Raw genomic sequence first — 18,508 nt, 5'->3', positions numbered from 1 at the left:
GGCAACGTTCGCCCCGTCGCGACGCACGGCACGCACCGGACGCCGCTCCTTGGCGGGCAAGCGTTGCCTGCCCCGGCACTGGCTCACGCGTCGAAGGCCGTCGCCCGGGTGCGCTTCTCCCAGGCCATGGTCTCCTCGCGGACCTGGTCGGCGTGCGCCAGGACCGCGCTCACGCCGTCGTCGCCGAGCGGCAGCCGCAGCGGGGTGTCCTCGGCCTCCAGCGCGGCCAGGATCAGCGCGGCCGCCTTGGCCGGGTCGCCGGGCTGGCTGCTGTGGCCGCCGGCGACGAAGGCCCGGGTCTCGCCGACCCTGGCGTACACCCCGCTGTCGGGGCTGGCCCCGGCCCGGCCGGCCTCGAACAGCGAGGTCCGGAACGCGCCCGGCTCGACGATCAGCACCTTGACGCCGTACTCCCGCACTTCGTCCGCGAGCGCCTCGGACAGGCCCTCCAGGGCGAACTTCGTCGCGCTGTACGCCCCGAACCCCGCGAAGGACATCTGGCCGCCCATGCTGCTCATCTGCACGATCGCGCCCGAGCGCCGTTCCCGCAGGTGCGGCAGCACCGCCCGGACCAGCGCCGCCGGGCCGAAGACGTGCAGGTCGAACAGGGCGCGCAGCTCGGCGTCCGTCGTCTCCTCCACGGCGCCGACATGAGTACGGCCCGCGTTGTTGACCAGCACGTCGATCCGCCCGTGCCGGCCCACGACGTCCCCGACCGCCGCCTCGATCGCCGCCACGTCGGTGACGTCCAGCCGCAACGCCTCCACCTGGTCGGGATGGGCGGCCACCAGGTCGTCCAGGGCCTCGGGGCGCCGGGCCGCGCCGACCACCACATCACCGGCGGCGACGGCCGCCTCGGTGATCGCCCGCCCGAAACCGCTGCTCGCCCCGGTCACCAGCCACACCTTGTTCATCACAACTCCCCGTACTTCTCGATCGGTTCGACACGAACAAGGCTGCCGCCGGATGCCGTTGCCCGTCCAAGACCCATGGTGATAACCAACGGCTATGACCATGGACGTGCACACCCGCGATCTGGGCTACTTCGTCGCGGTCGCCGAGGAACTGCACTTCACGCGCGCCGCGGAGCGGCTGTACGTCTCACAGCCCGCGCTGAGCAAGCAGATCCGGGCCCTGGAGCGGCAGCTGGGGGCGGAGCTCTTCCGGCGCGACCGGCACGGGGTGGCGCTGACGGGCGCGGGTGAGGCGCTGCTGCCGCACGCGCGCACCGTGCTGGCCGCCTGGGAGGCGGGCGCGGCGGCCGTGGAGGAGGCCAAGGCGGCCCAGCGCAGCAGCCTGGTCGTGGGCATGAGCACCAGTCCGGGCCGGGGCGGCCTGCTGCCGGCCATCCGCTCCCGCTTCACCGCCACGCACCCCGAGGTCACCGTCCGGCTGCGCCAGGTGAGCTGGGACGATCCGACGGCGGGCCTGGCGGACGGCACCGCGGACGTCGCCTTCGTCTGGCTCCCGCTGCCCGAGGAGGAGCGCTACGCCTGGACGCCGGTCGCCGAGGAGCCCCGGCTGCTCGCCCTCCCCGAATCCCACCCGCTCGCGGCCCGACCGGAGATCGACTTCACCGACGTACTGGACGAGCCCTTCCTGGCCCTCCCCGAGAGCGCGGGCCGCCTCCGCGACCACTGGCTCGCCCTCGACGCCCGCGCCGGCCGGCCACCCCGGATCGGCGCGGAGATCTCCGGCACCGAGGAGACCTACGAAGCGCTCGTGGCGGGCCTCGGCATCTGCCTGGTGGCAGAGGGCAACGCCCCCTTGATCACCCTGGGCGGAGTCACCACCCGCCGGGTCCGGGGGATCGAACCCGGCCGATATGTGCTGGCGTGGCGGAGGGAGGACGGTAGCCGACCGCTGGTACGGGCGTATGCGGAAGCGTGTCGAGAAACGGTGCGCTAGGCGCCCCGCAAGGGGCGCGGGGAACTGCGCGACGAGCCACAACGAAGCCGCAGCCGCACAACGACACAGCGCGGCACTTCAGTAGGCGAAAACGGCCTCCACCACCCGCTCCAGCGACCCGGGATGCAGCCACAGAAACAGATTCGGCTCCACCAACTCCAGCTCCATCAGCCGCGGTTCCCCCTCCTCCCCATCCACAAGATCCACCCGCGCGTACAGCAACCCGGACCCACCGGGCACCGCCCCCAACGCCTTCTCGGCGACCGCCAGTTCCGCATCCGTCGGCTCCCACCGCTCCAGATCCGGATGCGCCACCTTCTCCGCGTCGTACGCCGTCCCCGGCGTCAGCACCGCGCCCTTGCGGCTCGCGTGCAGCAGCCGCCCGCCGAAGAACTGCAGCGCCCGCTCCCCGCTGACGTCGATCCCCCGGACGTACGGCTGCACCATCGCGGTGAACCCCTCGGCGTGCATCCGGGCGAGCTGCCGTACCGCCGTCTCGCGCCGGTCAGGCGTGTAGCGGGCGGCGAACCGGGCGCCGGCGCCCGAGGTCGGCTTGATCACGTACTCGTGGCCGTCGGGCAGCTCGGCCGGCTCGCCCGGTGCTATGTAGCGCGTGGGGACAGTGGGCACGCCGGCCGCCGCCAGCTCACCGAGGTAGCGCTTGTCGGTGTTCCAGCGCACCACGGGCGCCGGATTGGCGAGCCGGGTCAGCGCGCCGACCCGGTCCACCCAGGCCCCGAACTCCGCGGCCCGCCAGCTGTAGTCCCAGGTGGACCGGATGACGACGAGGTCGTAGCCGCCCCAGTCGGCGTCCGGGTCGTCCCAGTGGCGGGCCTCCGCCTCGGCACCCGCGTCCGTGAGCGCCCGCACCAGCTCCGGCAGGTCGGTGTCCTTGCCGGGCTCGGCGCCGGGGTCATAGGTGGCGAGGGCGATGCGGGGCACGGCGGACTCCCTGTCGTACGACGGTTCGGTCTCCCGTGAGGCTAACAACCGCCGGGGAACCGGAAGGCGGCGGTTGACCTTCACCTTTGGGGAGGCCCCAGCATCGGTGGCGGACGACGAGGAGCGCGAGGTGCTCATGGAGCTGCTGACGATCGGCGCCTTCGCGAGGGCGAGCCGGCTCTCGCCGAAGGCGTTGCGGCTGTACGACGAGCTGGAGTTGCTGCGGCCCGCCCGGGTCGACCCGGACACCGGTTACCGGTACTACGCCGTCGAACAGCTCGGGCAGGCCCGGCTCGTGGCCTGGCTGCGGCGGCTGGGCATGCCGCTGGCCGAGATCCGCGCGGTGTGCGCCCTGGACCCGGCTGGTGCGGCCCGGGAGATCCGGGCGTACTGGGCGCGGGTCGAGGCGGAGACGGCCGTGCGGCGGGATCTCGCCGCGTTCCTCGTGGACCAGCTGACCGACCAGTCGAGAAGGGACCACACCATCATGCTGGAACTGCGCTATTCCGCCCACTCCGACCGTGGGCTCGTCCGCCCCGCCAACCAGGACTCCGTGTACGCGGGCCGCAGGCTGCTCGTCGTGGCCGACGGTTTCGGCCCGGCCGGGGCGCCCGCGAGCAGCGCGGCGGTGGAGGCGCTGCGCTACCTGGACGAGGCCGAGGAGCTGCCCGCGGACGGTGTGCTGAGCCTGCTGGAGGACGCGGTGCGCTCCGCGGGCCAGGCGGTGTGCGATGTGGCCGAGGGCACGAACAAGGTCGGCACCACGCTGACGGCGCTGCTGTGGACGGGGGCGCGGCTCGCGCTGGCCCACGTCGGGGACTCGCGGGCGTATCTGCTGCGGGACGGGGAGCTGAGCCGGATGACCCAGGACCACCGGGTGGAGCCGCGGTCGCTGCTGCTGCTCAAGGCGCTGGCCGGTGGGATGGATCCGGTGCCGGACGTGCGGTTGCAGGAGGTCCGGGAGGGGGACCGGTATCTGCTGTGCTCGGACGGGCTGACCGAGGTGGTGCCGGACGCGCGGATCCGGGAGGCGCTGGGCGCGTCCGCCGTGCCGGGCGAGGCCGTGGAAGCGCTCATCACGGCGGCCAACGAGGCGGGCGGTCCGGACAACGTCAGCTGCGTGGTGGCCGACGTCATGGAGACGACCGCCTGAGACGGGGCAGGCTGCGTGTGGAGCGGCGGCGGTGCTTTCGAGCACGCCGGCACTGCAGCGCCCCGTAAGGGGCGCGGGGCTGTGTCGATATGCGGCTCCGCCGCGCGGGCGCGACCAGCCACCACGCACCCGCAGCCGCAAGCGGTCAGGACCGGCAGACGAGTGGGCGCCCTGCACGACCGAGCTGCGGCTCGCGGTGGACTTGAGCACCGTCGTCGGGACGAGAGTCCTGGTGTAGGAAGGGTGGCGACGGTCAACCGACAGTTAGGAGTGCGCCGCGTGTCCTCCCTCTTCCCCGCTCTGGCGGACGCCCCGGGCGAGCGCATCGCCCTGCGGTTCGGTGAACGGTCGTTGACGTACGGCGAGTTGGCCGGGGCCGCCGGCGCGCTCGCGGCCCGGCTGCGCGGTGCCGGCCGGGTGGCCGTGTGGGCCACGCCGGAGCTGGAGACCGCCGTCGCCGTGACGGGCGTGCTGCTCGCCGGGGCAGCCGCGGTGCCGCTGAACCCGAAGTCGGGCGGGAAGGAGCTCGCGCACATCGTCTCCGACAGCGCGCCGCAGCTGGTGCTGGCCGCGCCGGGCGCCGAACTTCCCGAGGCGCTCGGCACGTTGGCGCGGATCGACGTCGACGCGTCCGCCCGGACCGGCGCCGTACCCGACGACACGGCCGGCGACGAGGACCCGGCGTTGATCGTCTACACCTCCGGCACCACCGGCCCGCCCAAGGGTGCCGTGCTGCCCCGCCGGGCCCTCGCCACCACCCTGGACGCGCTCGCCGATGCCTGGCGGTGGACGGCGGACGACGTGCTGGTGCACGGGCTGCCGCTGTTCCACGTGCACGGGCTCGTGCTGGGCGTCCTCGGTCCGCTGCGGCGGGGCGGCGCCGTCCGGCACCTGGGGCGGTTCTCCCCCGAGGGCGTGGCCCGGGAGCTGAACGCCGGCGCGACCATGCTGTTCGGGGTGCCGACGATGTACCACCGCATCGCCGAGGCCCTGCCCGAGGACCCCGGGCTGGCCAAGGCGCTCACCCGGGCCCGGCTGCTGGTCTCAGGCTCGGCCGCGCTGCCCGTGCACGACCACGAGCGGATCGCGGCGGCGACCGGACGCCGGGTCATCGAGCGGTACGGCATGACGGAGACGCTGATGAACACCAGCGTGCGGGCCGACGGCGAGCCGCGCGCGGGCACCGTGGGCGTGCCGCTGCCCGGGGTCGAACTGCGGCTCGTGGAGGAGGACGGGACGCCGGTCACCGCGTACGACGGGGAGAGCGTCGGCGAGATCCAGGTGCGCGGGCCGAACCTGTTCACCGAGTATCTGAACCGGCCCGACGCGACGGCCGCCGCGTTCACCGCCGACGGGTTCTTCCGCACCGGTGACATGGCCGTCCTCGAGCCCGACGGCTATGTGCGGATCGTCGGGCGCAAGGCCACGGACCTGATCAAGAGCGGCGGGTACAAGATCGGGGCGGGTGAGATCGAGAACGCGCTGCTGGAGCACCCGGGCGTGCGGGAGGCGGCCGTCACCGGGGAGCCGGACGCGGACCTGGGCGAGCGGATCGTCGCCTGGATCGTCCCGGCGGACGCACAGGCGCCGCCCGCCGCCGAGGAGCTGGCGGACCACGTGGCCCGGCGCCTCGCCCCGCACAAGCGCCCCCGCGTCGTCCGCTACCTGGACGCGCTCCCCCGCAACGACATGGGCAAGATCATGAAGCGGGCGCTGGCCGATGTCTGAGCGCCGCTCGGCCCGGGAGATCCTGACCCTGGTGACGGACCCCGGCAGCTTCAGTGAACTCCCCTCACCGCCACGGCCGTCGAAGCCCGACGGTCCGCTCGGCTGGCGGGGTTACGACGCCTCGCGCGCCCGCGCCGCCGAACGCACCGGCGAGGAGGAGTCCGTCGTCTGCGGCACCGCGAGCGTCACGGGCACCCCGGCCGTGCTGATCGCCTTCGAGTTCGGCTTCCTGGGCGGCTCCCTGGGTGAGCGCACCGGGGACCGGCTGGAGGCGGCGTACACCCACGCCCGCGCCCACCGGCTGCCGGTCGTGCCGTTGATCGCGACCGGGGGCAGCCGGATGCAGGAGGGCATGCTCGCGCTGAGCCAGCTGCAGCGCGTGGCCCGGCAGTCGGCGCTCACCCGGGAGGCCGGGCTGCCGCAGATCGCGGTCCTGCGGGACCCGACGACCGGCGGCGGCTGGGCCACGCTCGGCGCCGGAGCGGACGTCGTCCTGGCCCTGCCGGGCGCCCAGGTGGGCTTCGCGGGTTCCCGGGTCCGCCCGCCCGGCGCCGACCCGGCGGCCTACACCGCCGAGGGGCAGGTGGCGTTCGGGTCGGCGGACGCGCTGGTACGGCCCGAGGAGCTGCGGGAGACGCTGGGGCAGTGGCTCCGGCTGCTCACCACCCCCGCGCAGGCGGCCCCCGCGCCACCTGCCCTCGGCGCCCCCGGCCTGCCCGCCACCGGCTGGGCGGCCGTCCGCCGGGCACGCTCCCCCGAACGCCCCCGCGCCCAGGCCTACCTGGACGCCTGCTTCACCCACCGACGGGACATCGGCGGCGACCGGTGCGGGGGTGCGGACACCGGCGGCATGCTGTGCGGGTTCGGCGAGCGGGACGGCCGTACGGTGGCGTACGCGGCGCAGACCGGAGCGGCGACCCGGCCCGCCGGGTACCGCACCGCCGCGCGGCTGATCCGGCTGGCGGACCGGCTCGACATCCCGGTGCTGACGCTGGTGGACACCCCGGGGGCGGCCAATGACGCGGAGGCGGAACGGCAGGGGGCGGGGGCGGCGATCGCGGAGGTCTTCGGAGCGGTCGCGGCCGCCCGGGTGCCGATCACCACGCTGGTCATCGGCGAGGGCGGCTCCGGCGGGGCTCTGGCACTGTCCGCACCGGGCAACACCTGGGCCACGCCGGACAGTTACTTCTCGGTGATCGCCCCGGAACTCGCGGCGGCCATCCTCAAGCGGCCGCCGGAGGAGGTGGAGGCCACCGCCGAGCAGCTCCGGCTCCGGCCGCAGGACCTGGTCGAGCTGGGGGTGATCCGGGGGATCGTGAACCACCCCCAGCCGTAGGTCACTTCACCCCCACCGCCCGGATGATCTCCTGCGTCACCGAACCACCCTTGTCGTCGTGGGCCGAAGCCCGCAGCGAGATCGAGCTCGCGCCGCGCGGCACGGTCAGCGTGCCGCGCCAGGAGGCGCCCGCACCGGTCAGCGGGACCGTCCGCCAGGTGCCGCCGTCGTCGTACGACACCTCCAGCCGGCCCCCGCCCAGCGTCCCGGTACCGGTGGCGCCCACCACGTACCGCGCGGCGAGCCCCACCGGCACCCGGTGGCCGCCCCGCACGCTCCCCGCGAGGTCGGTGTCGATGTCGTACGCGAGGTTGATCAACGGCAGGTAGGTCCATTGGTCCTCCGGTGTCGCCGCCGACCGGAAGGTCCACTCGGCGTGCCCCCGCGAGCCCAGCGGCCAGCGCCCCGGGTCGAGCGCGGTGTCGGTGACGACCTTGTAGGTGTGGGCGTCGGCGGGCGCGTCCCAGACGTACGCGGCCGAGCCGTTGCCCTGGTCGACCAGGGTGCCGTCGAGGTGGACGGCGGTGGTCTGGGTCATGCCGCTGTCCGCGCTCCACACGTCGCCGAACCCGGTGTGGTCGGGCCCGGAGTCGCCCCAGCCGGGGGTGTTCAACCGGATCTGGTTCCCCGCGCGTTGCTGCCCCCAGCCGAGTCCGGTGCCGAGCCACGGGTGCCACACGGGCCGGAACCAGTTCAGCACCGGCCGCGAGCCGCCCTCGTACCGCACCAGCCCGCTGCGCTCCTCCAGGGTGCCGTCGCCGATCGCCACGGACTCGTGCCACAGCTGGCCGGGGCCGGTGGAGACGTAGTCGGTGCGCTCGGCGGGCAGGTGGACCCGCTCCTGGAAGCCGAGGCCGACGGGGAAGGCGTCGGTGAGGGAGTAGCGGAACTCGCCGCCGTCCGTCGGCCGGGCGGCATGGAACCTCACGTGCACGGCGGCCAGTTGACGCTTGCCGGGGGCGTAGGTGAGGTCGCGGTCGGGAATCGCGCCCCGGTGCCCCTCGGACAGGTCGTACACGTACGGGGAGTCGGCGGTGCCGGTCATCCGGACCGAGCGCATCGCCCGCAGCCGGGCCGCGTCCGCCCGGTCCACGGTGGCGATCTGCAGCGGCCGGCCGGCGTTGTCGCCGGTGCCCCACCAGGCCATCAGCCGGCCGGGGGCGTCGTCCGTCACGAACAGCGCCCTGGCGCCGGCGTCCTGCGCGGCCCCGGCGAGCGCGGCCGGGTCGGCGCCGTCGGCGAGGTGGGCGAGCACCGCCTTGCCGGAGACACCGGTGAAGGGTCCGTCACCGACGTCCACGAGCGGCAGCCTGGTCCGGCCCCCGATCAGCGTGCCGCCCGGCTGGACGGTCGCCTCTGCGACGCCCTCGACCGCCAGCTGCGGCTCGGCGAGCCGCCACACCGTGCGGTACTCGAAGCCGCCCTCGTTCACCTTCGGCGTGGGGGCGGCGAAGACGCTGTCGTAGGTCAGGGGCACCTGGACCGCGTCGAAGAGGTCGGCGCCGTTCGCCTGCCGGTCGTACTCCATGAGGAGCTGGTGGGTCTCGGTGCGCCGGTCCACCTCCGCCCTGAGCTCGCGCAGCTTCCGGCCGTCGAGGGTGACCTCCTGGTCGTGGTCGAGGGTGACCTCGGGTGCCGCGAGGAAGCCGAGGCCCAGGGAGTCGGCGCCGTGGCTGCCGTGCACGTCGAGGAAGGTGGCCAGGGAGTAGGTGCCGGGCTTCAGACGCAGCCGGAGGGTGCCGGAGTCGCCGACGTGGGCCGGCTGGGCGTCCTCGCCCACCGCGAGCCGCTGCACGGTGAGGTCGGCGGCGGTGGGCCTGCCCGCTCGGTCCTTGACGTGGACGGTGAGGGTATACCGCTCGTCCTCCTTGACCAGCCCGAACGCGGTGTGCGCGACGGCACCGCCGGACGGGCTCGTGGCCACGATCTGCCCGCTGGTCTCACCGACCGGAGCCCTGGATCCGTCGCCGGTGACGGTGGTGGAGGCGGTGCCGTGGGCCGGGACGGTGAGGGAGGTGTCGGCGAGGGTGACGGCACCGTCCGGGGCGCCGGACACGGACAGCTTCAATTCGACTGCCGCGTCGGAGGAGTTGGTGTAGGTGACGGTCCGGATGACGGGCTTGTCCCGGTCGTACGGCCAGCTGTAAAAGCCCAGGTCGGCGCTGCCGGTGGCGGTGACCTGGGCCTTGACGGCGTCCGGCACGCTGACCCTGCCCGCGCCCAGCACATAGGCGGACGCGTCCAGTCGCTTCGAGCTGGACATCAGCGCGTCCTTCAACCGCGCGCCGGTCCAGTCGGGATGCTCCTGGGCGAGCAGGGCGGCGACCCCGGCGACGTGCGGGGTCGCCATGGACGTACCGCTCATGGAGGTGTAGTAGCCGCTGCCGGCGGTGAGCTGGGAGCGGGCGGCGAGGATGTCGACGCCGGGGGCCGAGACGTCGGGCTTGAGGGCGTTGTCGCCGTAGCGGGGTCCGGCGCTGGTGAAGTAGGCCGCCTGGTCGGCGGAGTCGACCGCGCCGACGGTGAGGGCGGCGTCGGCGGCGCCGGGCGAGCCGATGGAGGACGGGGCGCCGGTGTTGCCCGCGGCGACGACGAAGAGCGCGCCGGTCTCCTTCGAAAGGGTGTTCACCGCCTCGGCCATCGGGTCGGTGCCGTCGCTGGCCTCCGTCGACCCCAGGCTCATGGAGACGATCCGGGCGTGCACGTCCCGGGCCGCCCACTCCATCCCGGCGATGATCTGGGACTCGCTGCCCGACCCCTGGTCGCTGAGCACCTTGCCGACGGCGAGGGTGGCCTCCGGTGCGACCCCCTTCTCCTTGCCACCGGAGGCGGCGCCGCTGCCGCCGACGGTGGAGGTGACGTGGGTGCCGTGTCCGTTGCGGTCGGCGACTTCCTCGCCGTCGACGAAGCTCCTGGTGGTGGTGACCCGGTCCTTGAGGTCCGGGTGGCCGAGGTCGACCCCGGTGTCGAGGACGGCGACCGTGACGCCCTTGCCGGTGAGCCCCGCGTCCCAGGCGGCCCGCGTGCCGATCTGCGCGTTGCTCTCGGCCATGTCGGCCTTCACCCTGCCGTCCAGCCAGGCCTTGTCGACGCCGTCGCGGTGCGTGAACGACCGCCAGAAGGTGCGCCCCTTGCCGGCCTCGACGGCGGCGCCGCGCAGGCTCGGCAGGTTCCGTATCCGGTGGGTCCCGGCCGGGGCGGCGGCCCGCACGCCCTTGCCGTAGGCCACGATGAGCGGTGTCGCGCCGGCCCGGGCGTCGCTCAGCCCCTGCCGGATCAGCCCGCTCACGTCGAACAGCCGCCGGTCCAGCGTCCCGGCCCACAGATACGGCAGCGCCTCGTCCGGTACGACACTGATCCCGCCGTCGCTCTCCCGCGTCCGCACGGCCCCGGTGGCCCCCTCGGGCCGCTGCACGGTGACCGCCTTCCTCCCGTGCCCGAGGTCGGTGACGGTCACCTTGTCGCCGGTGACGAGAGTGACGGTGGTGGGGGTCGCGGAGCGGGGAGCGGGGGTGACGGTGGTGGGGGTCGCGGAGCGGGGAGCGGGGGTGACGGAGGTGGGGGCCGCGGAGCCGGGAGTGGGGGTGACGGTGGTGGGGGTCGCGGAGCCGGCGGCGGGCGGCCCCGGGGCGGCGGTGGACGGTCCGTTGGGCAGCAGGGCACCCAACAGCCCCACCGCCACCAGTGCCGCCGAGCGTCTGACTGGTCCTGTGGTCATCCACGCCTCTTCTCGTGTGGGTTCGAGCGGGTCGCGTGCTGGGACGAGTGTCATGTGCCGCCTGTTGCGGGGGTGTTGACCGTCGGCGGCGGGAATGCGCCCCGGCGGTTTTCCGCCAGGGCGCGCGGCCTGCCTCGCCGGACCCGGAGACACCGTCAGGAGCCGTCGGCCACAATGGAGTTGGAAGCACAGCGAGCACACGGGGGCGATCAACGCCATGGGCAGACTGCTGGAGTTCACCACGGAGGACGGCGCCGTGGTCGTCGTGGAGAGCGGGGAGCCCGGGACAGGGACCCGCCTCGTCGGCCGCGGCGGCACCGGCCCGGCGGCCCAGGCGTCCAGCACCTTCGAGGGCGCCCTGGACGGGGTGCGCTCGGCGGCCCAGTCCGCGCTGCGGGTGTTCCGCGACGGCAGCCTGCGTCCCGACTCGGTGGAGCTGGAGTTCGGGGTGAAGCTGACCGCGGAGGCCGGCGCGGTCATCGCCAAGGGAGCCGCGGAGGGGCAACTGGTGGTGCGCCTGGCGTGGTCGTCGCGGCGTCCGGGCGCCGAACCGGCCGCGGCGGCGCTCCCGGCGGCGGCGAGCTCCCCGGAGCCGACGTCCCGCTCATGAGAAGCGCTTCCTGGCATGCCCGGATCGAGTGCGGGGACATGGTGCTGGGAGCGGGCTTCCTGGTGGGCCCCAGCACGGTCCTGACCTGCGCGCACGTCGTGCAGGACAGCGGGCCGGGCACCCTGACCGTCTCCTTCCCGAACCGCCCCGGCTTCACCGGGCTGCCCGCGACCGTGGCCGTGCACGGCGGCTGGGCGGGCGGCGCCACCGACCCCGGCGACCTCGCCGTGCTGGAACTGGCCCGGAAGGTGCCGCTGAGCCCGGCCAGGTTCGCCCCGCCGGACACGGAGGCGGACCTGACCGAGCGGGTGCTGGAGGCGTACGGCTTCCCGGACGGCTACGCCGAGGGGCAGCTGGCCCGGTACCGGGCCGTGTCCACCACGCGGATCGCCGGCCAGTGGGTGCAGCTGGAGGCCGTCACCGCCCATGGGCAACCGCTGACGGAGGGCTTCAGCGGCGCAGCGGCGGCCCTCCCGGACGGCCGGGTCGTCGGCATGGTCGCCCAGCGGGCGGGCGAGACCGGCGTCCTGGTCGCCCGGATGCTGCCCACCGAGACCCTGGCCCGGCACTGGCCCGGCCTCGGGGAACTCGTCCCGGCCTGCGACGCCGGCGAGGACCCGACCCGGCGGCTGTACGAGCTGGTGCGGCGGGCCGAGGCCGCCGGGCTGGAGTGCTCACCGGACCAGCTGTTCGTGGACGCCGTCGGCGACTTCGGCCCGGAGCCGCCGCCCGGCGGATTCCCCTCCCTGCGCGCTGCGGTCACCTATGTGCAGTGGGAGGTCGTGCCGTCGGCGCCGGCCCTCTCCCGCTTCGCCGACCGGCTGGCGGACCTGCTGGCGGGGCCCGCCCCACAGCCGTCACCGGCCGCACCCGCCGGTTCCTGGACCCCGATCGTCATCGAGATCGACCGCAGCGGCGCGGGCACCGACCAGGTCACGGTGTCGGTGTCGGCCTGCCGCGAGGGCCGGCGCCGGCCGGTGGGCACGGCCCGGCTGGCCCGTTCCGACGTGCGGGAGTACGTCCAGCAGGGCATCGACCGGGCCTTCACCCGGCTCGCCCCGGACGCCGAGGAGCTGCTCACCTTCGTCCTGCCCCGGGACTGGCTGAACCTGCCGGTGGCCCGGTGGGCGTGTGGTGCGGAGGACCCGACGCCGCTCGGTTGCGCCCACCCGGTGGTCGTCAACGACCGCTACCGGCACCACAGCGGCCGGCTGCGGCACAAGCTCGGCAAGAAGTGGCAGCGGCTGGCCGGAGGTTCCGGCACGGTGCTGCACCGCGTCGACTGCGGCACCCCGGAGCAGCCGCCGGGCCTGCGCAGGCGCCTGAGCGAGAACGGCGCGGGCCTCGCGGGCTTCGCCGCGCCGCCCGGCACCCTGCCCGAGCACTTCGCGGTGGGCCTGAACACGCCCGTGCCCGTGCTGGTGTGGCCGCGCTCGGGCTGCCCCGGCCCGGCCGAGCCGCACGACCCGTGCACCGGTTCGGCGTTCCTGGACGCGCTCGCCCCCGCCGTCGAGGGCGTCCCCGCGGCCGAACTCCCCCGGGTCATCACCGCGTTGCGGGAGGAGGCGGAGGCCGCGCCGGAGCCGGAACGGCACTGGGCGCGGGACGTCCAGCTGCTCTGGGACGACCCCCGCTGCTTCCCCGAGACCACCGCGAGCCTGCACTCCCCCGTCGCCTGAACCGCACCACAGCCGAGCACCGCGCCCCTCGAAGACCGTGATCCGCCGTACGACCGGAAGAAGAAGGTCCCATGCCCCTGAGGCCCGTGTACACCGGCACCGCGGAGCCGCACGACGGTATCGACGAGCTGCCGCCGCCCCCGCCCTGGCGGGCCTTCGACGGCGCGCCGGTCCTTCCGACGCCCGCCGACGCCGCCGACGAGACCGCCACGTCCCCCGACCGCACCCACCGCGCCGCCACCTACCAGGCCACCCCGCAGACCGTGCAGCTGGTCAACGCCGCGCTCTACCTGCGCCGTCCGCTGCTGGTCACCGGCCCGCCCGGCACCGGGAAGTCCTCGCTGGCGTACGCGGTGGCCCGCGAGCTGCGGCTCGGCCCGGTACTGCGCTGGAACATCACCAGCCGGAGCACCCTGCACGACGGCCTCTACCAGTACGACCCCCTGTCCCGCCTGTACGCGGCGCGTCAGGCGGCGGCGAGCGAGCCCCGCGCCCGCGTCCCCGAGGCGGCCGTCGAGGACCATCTGCGCCTCGGTCCCCTCGGCACCGCCCTCCTGCCCCACGCCCGCCCCCGCGCGCTGCTCATCGACGAGATCGACAAGAGCGACCTGGACCTGCCCAACGACCTGCTCAACGTGCTGGAGGAGGGCCAGTACGAGATCCCCGAGCTGGTCCGGGCCGCCCGGCACACCCCGCACGCCGAGGTGATGGTGGACGGCACCCACGACCGGGTCACCGTGGCGGGCGGGCGGGTCCGCTGCCGTGCCTTCCCGTTCGTCGTGCTGACCAGCAACGGCGAGCGCGAGTTCCCGCCCGCCTTCCTGCGCCGCTGCGTCCGGCTGCGGCTGCGGCAGCCCGACGACGCCCAGCTGGCCGCCATCGTCGACGCCCACTTCGACGGTGCCCCGGGCGCCTACGCCCGGACCCTGATCAGCCGCTTCCTGGACCGGGTGAGCGGCGGTGAACTGGCCACCGACCAGTTGCTCAACGCGATCTACCTGGCCCGCTCCGCCGACGTGTCCGCCGACTCCCTCCAGGAGCTGGCGGAACAGCTCATGCCGTACCTCGGCGAGGCGCAGCCGTCCGATGGCTTCTGACCGCCACGGCTCCCCGGACCCGCTCGCCCGGCTGGCCGGCGCCCTGGCCGGGGCGACGGGCGGGGTCCGCCCCACCCCGCTGGAGCTGGCGGAACTGCTGTGGCTGGCCCGGCAGATGGATCCGGTGACCGAGGCACCCCCGGAGGCGCCGCCCCCGCCACCGCGCCCGCAGGAGCCGTCGGACCGGTCAGCCGGGCGGGATGCGCCCGCCGACCCGCCGCCGCCCGAGCCCGAGCCCGAGCCCCGGCCCGCGGCACCCCCGGCGTCGCCCCGCGTACCGCTCCACCTGCCGGCCCCGCACCCGCGGACCGGCCGGTACGCCTCCCTGCTGGCGCCCGCGCCCCCGATGCTGCGTCATCCGCTGGCGCTGCAACGCTCGCTGCGCCCCGTCAAGCGCCGTACCGACGCCCCGCACGGTCAGCGCCTGGACGAGCGGGCGACGGTGGACCGCATCGCCCGCCTCGGTGCCGCACCCGAGCACTGGCTGCCGGTGCTGCGACCCGCACGGGAACGCTGGCTGCGGCTCAACCTGGTCCACGACACCGGCCCGACGATGCCCATCTGGCGCCCGCTGGTCCGCGAACTGCGCACGGCGCTGGGCCAGTCGGGCGTCTTCCGCACGGTCACCGTGATCCCCGCCCTGCCGGACGGCCGGCTCGGCGGCCACGGCACCCTCGGCCCCGCCGACGGCCGCACCGTCACCCTGGTCGTCAGCGACTGCATGGGCCCGCAGTGGCGGCCGGGCCCGGCGGGCAGCCGGTGGCAGGCGACCCTGCACCGCTTGGCCCGGCGGCAGCCCGTGGCCGTCGTACAGCCCCTGCCGGAACACCTGTGGCGGGACACGGCCCTGCCCGCCGAACCCGGCCTGCTCCGTGCGCCGTTCCCGGCGGCCCCCACGGCGGCGCTGACCTTCACGCCGTACGACGGCGACCCCGCGCACTACCTCGCGGCGGGCGTCGTCACGCTGCCCGTGTTGGAGCCGGGTCCGCGCTGGCTGGCCAACTGGGCGGAGCTGCTCGCGTCGGCGGGCGGCACGGACCTGCCCGGATCGGCGGCACCGCTGGGGCGGGTGCCGGATGCCACGGCCCGGACGGATCTGGCCCGGCTGTCCCCGCGGGAGCTGGTCCTGCGCTTCCGGGCGACCGCCTCCCCGGAGGCGTTCCGGCTGGCCGGCCACCTGGCCGTCGGCCGTCCCGACCTGCCGGTCATGCGCCTGGTCCAGCGGGCGGTCGAACCCGATCCGCGCCCCCAGCACCTGGCCGAGGTGATCCTCAGCGGCCTGCTGACCACGACCGACGGCACACCCGGCTCGTACGCCTTCCGCCCCGGGGTCCGCGACCTGCTGCTGCGCGGCCTGCCCCGCTCCGCTCGCGCCGCCACGAACGAACTGCTTGCCCGGGTGGGCGGGTTGATCGAGGAACGGGCCGGGGTGGCACCCGGTGAGTTCCGCGCGGTGACGCCCGCGGCCGACGGTGCGGCGGCCGACGGTGCGGCGGGGGCGGCCGCGGACGGGGAGGCGTTCGCGACCGTACGGCCGGAGAGCGTACGGCGGTTGGCCGGGGGCAGGGCGGAGCCGATGGCGCCGTCCGATCGGATCGGCCGCTATCGGCTGGTGCGCCGGTTCACCCCGTCCGGGCGCGCCGTGTGGCTGGCCGGGGACCCGGAGACGGACCGCCCGGTGGCGGTGCGGTTGTACCGGCCGTTCCGCGACAGCGCACGGCGCGAGGCGTTCCTGCGGGACGCCGCGCGTCTGCGGGCCCTCACGCACCCCAACCTCGCGCACGTCAGCGACTTCGGCATCGAGGACGGACGACCGTACGTCGTCATGGAGTACGTGCCGGGCGTCAATCTCAACGCCCTTGCGTCGCCCGGCGATTGCCGCATCCCGGCCCCCCTGCTGGTGTCGGTCGGGGCACAGGTGGCCCGGGCGATCGCCGCGGTCCACGAGGCCGGCCTCACGCACGGCGACCTGGGCCTGTCCAGGGTGATGCTCGAACCCGACGGCACGGCCAGGCTCAGCGGCTTCGCACCGGGCCGCACCTCCGGGGCGGAGGGGCGGGCGCAGGACCTGGTGAAGCTGGGCAGGCTGCTGCAGCGGCTGGCCATGGGGAACGCGCGGGCCGCGCCGCCCTTCGCGCCGGAACGGCTCGAGCACCTTCCGGAGGGTCTGCGCGAGCCGTATGCGCGCGCGCTCGGCCTGCTGATCTCCGGAACCCCTCGGGACCAGGCGCGGGGCAGGGACCTGCTGATGGACGAGGCGCTGCTGTCGCTCGCCCGGAGGGAGTACGAGCGGCGGGTCTACCGCGTTCTGGGCCCGGTGACCGTGCACCCGGAAGACCACCCTGAACGCGCCGTGGAACCCGAGCCGGAGGCTGCAGCGGTACTCGCGATGCTGTTGCTGCGGGACGGCGGCGAGGTGACCCGCGCCGAGCTGCGGGCCGGTGTGTGGGCCCCGAGCGAGGAACCGGAGGACGCCATGGCCGCCGTGGACACGATCGCGTCCACGTTGCACGCCTTGCTGCGGCCCGGCGCACTGGCAGTGCTCCCCGAGGGGTACGCCCTGCACACCAGCGCCGACATCGTGGACCTGGAGCGCCACGAGTACTTCCAGCGAACGGCAAGCGAGCGGAGCGTGTTGGGCCCCCGCGAGGACGCGAGCACGTACTACGACATGGCGCTCGCCCTGTGGAGCAACGAGGGCCCGCTCGCGGGCGTCCCCGGCCCCGCGGCCCGCACGGCGCGCCGTCGGCTCGTCCAGCTTCGTCTGGCGCTGCATCGCAAGCTCGCCGAACTCCACCTGGATCTCGGCGAGTACGAGCGTGCCGCCGCCCAACTCACCGAGCTCGTCGCGCGGTACCCCTCCCGGGCGGACTTCCGGCGGCTGCTGATGCTCGCCCTGCGCCGCCAGGGCCGTACCGAGGAAGCACTGGAGGTGTACGAGGAGTACGAGCTGTCCGGCGGCCGCGACCCGGAGCTGCTCGCGCTGGGGCACGAGCTCCGCGGGGAGTACGACGGCCCCCCGGACGAGACCGGTGCCGACCTCGACCACGACGCCACCCCGCTCTCGCAGAACCCGGTCCCGGAGCCCGACGCGCTGCCGGAGGGCAGCTTCCCCACCGAGGAGTCGGTGCCGTCGATCTTCGAGATGCGGGAGCGGGAGTCGGCGGTGGAGGAGCCGCTGCCGCAGAACGTGGTGCCGGAGAGCCTGTTCGCCGTGGACGACCCGCCGGCCGAGGAGCCCGAGGGGCCGTACGACGAGCGGCCTGACGACGACGGCCACGACGATCTGTACGACGCCCCGGGCGACGAGCCGCCCCCGCCCACCTACCGCACCGTCGCCACCTACGAGTTGGCCGACGGCACCCAGCACCCGGACACCATGGCCGCCCTCGGCCGGGCGGTCACCCGGATGCTGACGGGGACCGACCTGGACGGCGACGCGTACCGGCTGACGGCGACGGACCACGGCTGGTCGGTGGAGACGGCACCGGACGTGCCGGCGCTGCCGCTGCTGCTCGCCACGATGCTGCGCTTGGGGGACGAGATCGTGATTCTGCGCGGACGCAGATGGCTGGTGACCTTCTCGTGCGTCCGGGACGACGGACGTACGGAAACCCCTGACCCGGTGGCCGTCCGCCGGGCGCTGGACGCCTCCGACGACCGGCGGGGCATCATGGCCGTACCGCGGACGCTCCGGGACGAGCTGGACGGGGACATCGGGGTGGCCGCCCTGTTCCAGTTCCAGTCCCTCCGTCCGGGGACCGACGCGGGCTGGTACCGGCTGCACCGGCTGGAACGCCCGCTCTTCGACGGCTCGTACTCGGTTCCGCCGGTCGTCGGCCCTCTCCCGCTTCCCTCCGGCGATTTCTTCCCCGAGGGGACCGGTGAGACCAGGACCGTCGTCTACCGGACCGACGCGGGCGGACTCAGCCGCGCCCGGCGCCCGGGAGTCACGGAGTACTTCGAGGTCGACCTCACCGAGCGCCGCCTGGAGCTGGACGAGACGGAGTCTTTCTTCCGGGCCACGGGCACGGCGGTCTGGCGCGTCAGCGACCCGCTCCGGGCCGTGGCGCACTCGGACGCCGAGTCGTTCCGCGAACTCATCCGGGAGGCCGTGCGCGGGCATCTGCGGCACCTGGCGGACACCTACCCGGACGCCATGGCGGGGCCTGGTGCATCGCCCGTACCCGTCCGGCCCGACGACGTACCCGGTTGCACGGTCCGCTGCGAGCTGCGCATCACGCGAACCCGCGCCTGACCACGCGACACACCGGGCCGCCGCCGGAAACCCCCATTCAGCGGCACCCCGCCCGGCCCCCTCCAGAAGGCGCCCGGCA

At 74.8% G+C, this 18,508-nt stretch carries 11 protein-coding genes; 8 read left to right on the top strand and 3 right to left on the bottom strand.

The window, feature by feature from the left end; genetic code table 11:
• Positions 1–83: 83 nt before the first annotated feature.
• On the bottom strand, positions 84–914 hold the full coding sequence (locus ABB07_RS26580; RefSeq protein ID WP_208901063.1) for an SDR family NAD(P)-dependent oxidoreductase: 831 nt from the start codon (positions 912–914) through the stop codon (positions 84–86).
• A gap of 94 nt (positions 915–1,008) precedes the next feature.
• On the opposite strand from ABB07_RS26580, the gene ABB07_RS26575 reads away from it, so the two are divergent.
• Positions 1,009–1,908 (top strand): LysR family transcriptional regulator, encoded by a 900-nt coding sequence (locus tag ABB07_RS26575; RefSeq protein ID WP_208901062.1) that lies wholly within the window; start codon positions 1,009–1,011, stop codon positions 1,906–1,908.
• A gap of 78 nt (positions 1,909–1,986) precedes the next feature.
• On the opposite strand, the gene ABB07_RS26570 is transcribed toward ABB07_RS26575, so the two are convergent.
• Positions 1,987–2,850 (bottom strand): ATP-grasp domain-containing protein, encoded by an 864-nt coding sequence (locus tag ABB07_RS26570; protein ID WP_208901061.1) that lies wholly within the window; start codon positions 2,848–2,850, stop codon positions 1,987–1,989.
• Positions 2,851–2,986: 136 nt separating this feature from the next.
• On the opposite strand from ABB07_RS26570, the gene ABB07_RS26565 reads away from it, so the two are divergent.
• The 3 genes from ABB07_RS26565 to ABB07_RS26555 all read left to right on the top strand — a co-directional run bounded on the left by ABB07_RS26565 (position 2,987) and on the right by ABB07_RS26555 (position 7,067).
• Complete coding sequence (locus ABB07_RS26565) at positions 2,987–4,003, top strand: MerR family transcriptional regulator (RefSeq protein WP_208903641.1); 1,017 nt, start codon at positions 2,987–2,989, stop codon at positions 4,001–4,003.
• Between the two features lie 279 nt (positions 4,004–4,282).
• Positions 4,283–5,731, top strand: coding sequence for an acyl-CoA synthetase (locus tag ABB07_RS26560; RefSeq protein ID WP_208901060.1), 1,449 nt, complete (start codon positions 4,283–4,285; stop codon positions 5,729–5,731).
• A complete protein-coding gene (locus tag ABB07_RS26555) occupies positions 5,724–7,067 on the top strand; it encodes a carboxyl transferase domain-containing protein (RefSeq protein ID WP_208901059.1) in 1,344 nt (447 codons plus the stop codon). Before ABB07_RS26560 ends, ABB07_RS26555 begins: the two co-directional genes overlap by 8 nt.
• Position 7,068: 1 nt before the next feature.
• Here ABB07_RS26555 and ABB07_RS26550 read toward each other — a convergent pair whose 3' ends face one another.
• Entirely contained in the window at positions 7,069–10,785 is a 3,717-nt protein-coding gene (locus ABB07_RS26550; protein ID WP_208901058.1) for a S8 family serine peptidase, read from the bottom strand.
• Between the two features lie 217 nt (positions 10,786–11,002).
• Between ABB07_RS26550 and ABB07_RS26545 the strand changes: the two genes are divergently transcribed.
• From ABB07_RS26545 to ABB07_RS26530, 4 genes are all read left to right on the top strand, one after another.
• Positions 11,003–11,395 carry a CU044_2847 family protein gene (locus tag ABB07_RS26545; protein WP_208901057.1) on the top strand — a complete coding sequence of 131 codons (393 nt, stop codon included), beginning with the start codon at positions 11,003–11,005 and terminating at the stop codon, positions 11,393–11,395.
• On the top strand, positions 11,392–13,074 hold the full coding sequence (locus ABB07_RS26540) for a VMAP-C domain-containing protein (protein ID WP_208901056.1): 1,683 nt from the start codon (positions 11,392–11,394) through the stop codon (positions 13,072–13,074). Before ABB07_RS26545 ends, ABB07_RS26540 begins: the two co-directional genes overlap by 4 nt.
• Before the next feature lie 71 nt (positions 13,075–13,145).
• Entirely contained in the window at positions 13,146–14,171 is a 1,026-nt protein-coding gene (locus ABB07_RS26535) for an AAA family ATPase (RefSeq protein ID WP_208901055.1), read from the top strand.
• A complete protein-coding gene (locus ABB07_RS26530; protein WP_208901054.1) occupies positions 14,161–18,429 on the top strand; it encodes an SAV_2336 N-terminal domain-related protein in 4,269 nt (1,422 codons plus the stop codon). The genes ABB07_RS26535 and ABB07_RS26530 overlap by 11 nt, the downstream gene beginning before the upstream one ends.
• The last annotated feature ends 79 nt before the right edge of the window (positions 18,430–18,508 follow it).

This window comes from Streptomyces incarnatus, from assembly GCF_001027185.1.
GTDB classification, from domain to species: Bacteria; Actinomycetota; Actinomycetes; order Streptomycetales; family Streptomycetaceae; genus Streptomyces; species Streptomyces puniciscabiei.
This window is presented reverse-complemented; position numbering and strand designations above follow the sequence as displayed.

Bases quoted from the DNA above. Each gene is read 5' to 3' on its own strand.
- ABB07_RS26540 (WP_208901056.1), top strand. From the start codon at position 11,392: ATGAGAAGCGCTTCCTGGCATGCCCGGATCGAGTGCGGGGACATGGTG.
- ABB07_RS26535 (WP_208901055.1), top strand. From the start codon at position 13,146: ATGCCCCTGAGGCCCGTGTACACCGGCACCGCGGAGCCGCACGACGGT.
- ABB07_RS26565 (WP_208903641.1), top strand. From the start codon at position 2,987: ATGGAGCTGCTGACGATCGGCGCCTTCGCGAGGGCGAGCCGGCTCTCG.
- ABB07_RS26530 (WP_208901054.1), top strand. From the start codon at position 14,161: ATGGCTTCTGACCGCCACGGCTCCCCGGACCCGCTCGCCCGGCTGGCC.
- ABB07_RS26555 (WP_208901059.1), top strand. From the start codon at position 5,724: ATGTCTGAGCGCCGCTCGGCCCGGGAGATCCTGACCCTGGTGACGGAC.
- ABB07_RS26550 (WP_208901058.1), bottom strand. From the start codon at position 10,785: ATGACCACAGGACCAGTCAGACGCTCGGCGGCACTGGTGGCGGTGGGG.
- ABB07_RS26575 (WP_208901062.1), top strand. From the start codon at position 1,009: ATGACCATGGACGTGCACACCCGCGATCTGGGCTACTTCGTCGCGGTC.
- ABB07_RS26580 (WP_208901063.1), bottom strand. From the start codon at position 914: ATGAACAAGGTGTGGCTGGTGACCGGGGCGAGCAGCGGTTTCGGGCGG.
- ABB07_RS26545 (WP_208901057.1), top strand. From the start codon at position 11,003: ATGGGCAGACTGCTGGAGTTCACCACGGAGGACGGCGCCGTGGTCGTC.